The sequence below is a fragment of the Peribacillus sp. SIMBA_075 genome (assembly GCF_046534585.1).
Genome location: NZ_JAWRYN010001002.1, coordinates 1 through 257, shown reverse-complemented (window position 1 = coordinate 257; position 257 = coordinate 1). Strand labels below are relative to the sequence as shown.

The following is a 257-nucleotide window of genomic DNA, read 5'->3' as shown; positions in this document are numbered from 1 at the left end:
ATCTCTGAAATTGATGGTGTCGTTGCTGAAATCAACGATGTTCGTGACAAGCAGCAGGAAATTGTGGTTCAAGGCGAAGTTGAAACTCGTTCTTACACAGCTCCTTACAATGCACGTCTGAAAGTTGTTGAAGGTGACAAAGTCACTCGTGGTCAAGTACTGACAGAAGGCTCTATCGATCCGAAAGAGCTTCTAAAAGTGACTGACATGACAGCTGTTCAAGAATATCTGCTTCATGAAGTACAAAAAGTATACCG

1 protein-coding gene is annotated in these 257 nt (G+C 42.4%); it reads left to right on the top strand.

The genetic code is table 11. From position 1 onward, the window contains the following. Nucleotides 1-257: hypothetical protein (locus tag SB775_RS31295; protein WP_410865167.1), on the top strand; the 257-nt coding region annotated here is incomplete at both ends.